The sequence below is a fragment of the Phormidium sp. FACHB-1136 genome (assembly GCF_014697375.1).
Lineage (GTDB): Bacteria > Cyanobacteriota > Cyanobacteriia > Phormidesmidales > Phormidesmidaceae > Nodosilinea.
Genome location: NZ_JACJRS010000258.1, coordinates 1 through 1,538 on the forward strand (window position 1 = coordinate 1; position 1,538 = coordinate 1,538).

Genomic DNA, 1,538 nt, shown 5'->3' on the forward strand with positions numbered 1-1,538 from the left:
TTGAAGACTTTGAGCAGGATGGCCCTAAGATTCTTATCATTTTAGACAATGCAAGTATTCATAAAAAGGCAGAGATTCTAGAGAAGATAGCGAAGGAGATGCCCAACATTGTTTTAGAATTTCTGCCACCCTACAGTCCGGACTATAATTTAATCGAGTTAGTTTGGCACTCTGCAAAGGAATTCATTGCCAATCGTCTATTTGAGTCGATTGAGGATCTAGAAGCGCTTGTTCATAACCTGTTGAACGAAGGGCAGCTTGTCATCAACTGGGATCGCAAGATCAAAAACAAAGGAAACACAATCAATGCAATTTAAATGCATATCAGCTTAGGTGAAGTTAAAGGGCATATCCAGGCCGCTCTGGTTGGTGATGCGGTCGCTCTGGCTGTCGCTATACTGCACATCAAAACGGGTGTCCGTGCGGGAGAAGTGGTTGAGTTCCATCAGCGCCGCGTAGGCATTGGCAATCACCCGATCCCCCAGGCCCGAAAAGGCTCCCGGTAACACCAAAAAGGCGCTGGTCTGGGGCAGTTCCGAAATCGGCACCCAGTCCCGCAGGTTGTAGGCCAAATCTAGCACCATGCCGGAACCAGTCCCGCCAGAAAGGGAACAGACCACAAAAATATTGATGCCTTTATCAAGCTGGACTTTCCAACGATCCAGCATGAATTTCTCATGGCCAACGATGCGCCCCTTAGCCTTATTGAAATAGTCCTTAATCAGCGGGTAGTTCAAACTAAAGGCAAACCGCCCCAGAGCGCGAATTTGCCCCGCCCCCGCCAAAATCGAATCTGTCCCCTTTAGTTCACTGGGAAACCATTCATCCAAATAACTGTAGGCCGAGAGCTTATTTAGAATGGACTTGGCATCCTCTACCTTGGCCCAAATTTGCTCGATGGGCCGCAGGGAAATATCCTGTTTCAGTACCGTCTGCGCCTCAGAAACCCGCGCATTTTGCTCCGTGTCGATGTGCAAAAACGACACAATCGGCAACGCATCCAGGGAGCCGTACTGCTCCACAATCATGCGGCGGATTTTAATTAAAATCTCTTTGCCAGTCCCCCCCAAGCCGATGATGACGGTGGGGGTCATGCCTGTGTATTCGCTCATAGCTGGGGCACCGAAGGGGTAGGGGATGTAGCGGCTATCCCTCCTAAGCTAGTCCAGCCCTAAGGGTTGTCCCTACAATCTTCAAGAAAATTCGAGAATTGAGATGGGCTTCCCTGAGGAGAGCATAGATCCCTAGGGCAAACCTGCAAGACATCGCCTATAGCCAGCCCCGATGTGCCAAACGTTATAACATGGGCTACCCATAACCCATCTGTACCAGCCAGTCAGGATCAGGGCTTCAGCCATCTCGGATCCTCACCCGTATGGGGTACTAGCCGGAAGGTCTTCAACTATCAGTCGTGCCACCCGATGATTCACGCAACACTCCGGACAGTTTTTTGGGGTTGGGTTGGAAAAAAGCTATCCACCGCATAGAGTGCAGGTGCAAGTAAAACACGGTGCACCGATGGATAGCCTCAACAGCAT

At 50.1% G+C, this 1,538-nt stretch carries 2 protein-coding genes; one reads left to right on the forward strand and one right to left on the reverse strand.

Annotation, left to right across the window (positions count from 1 at the left end):
- Window positions 1–317 (forward strand): transposase (locus H6G62_RS27205; RefSeq protein ID WP_190492465.1); only part of this gene is annotated, 317 nt, incomplete at its 5' end.
- 12 nt (window positions 318–329) lie between these two features.
- Here the strand turns inward: H6G62_RS27205 and H6G62_RS27210 are convergent.
- Window positions 330–1,112: a tubulin-like doman-containing protein gene (locus tag H6G62_RS27210; protein WP_199325280.1), complete on the reverse strand. Its 783-nt coding sequence runs from the start codon at window positions 1,110–1,112 to the stop codon at window positions 330–332.
- Window positions 1,113–1,538 lie beyond the last annotated feature (426 nt).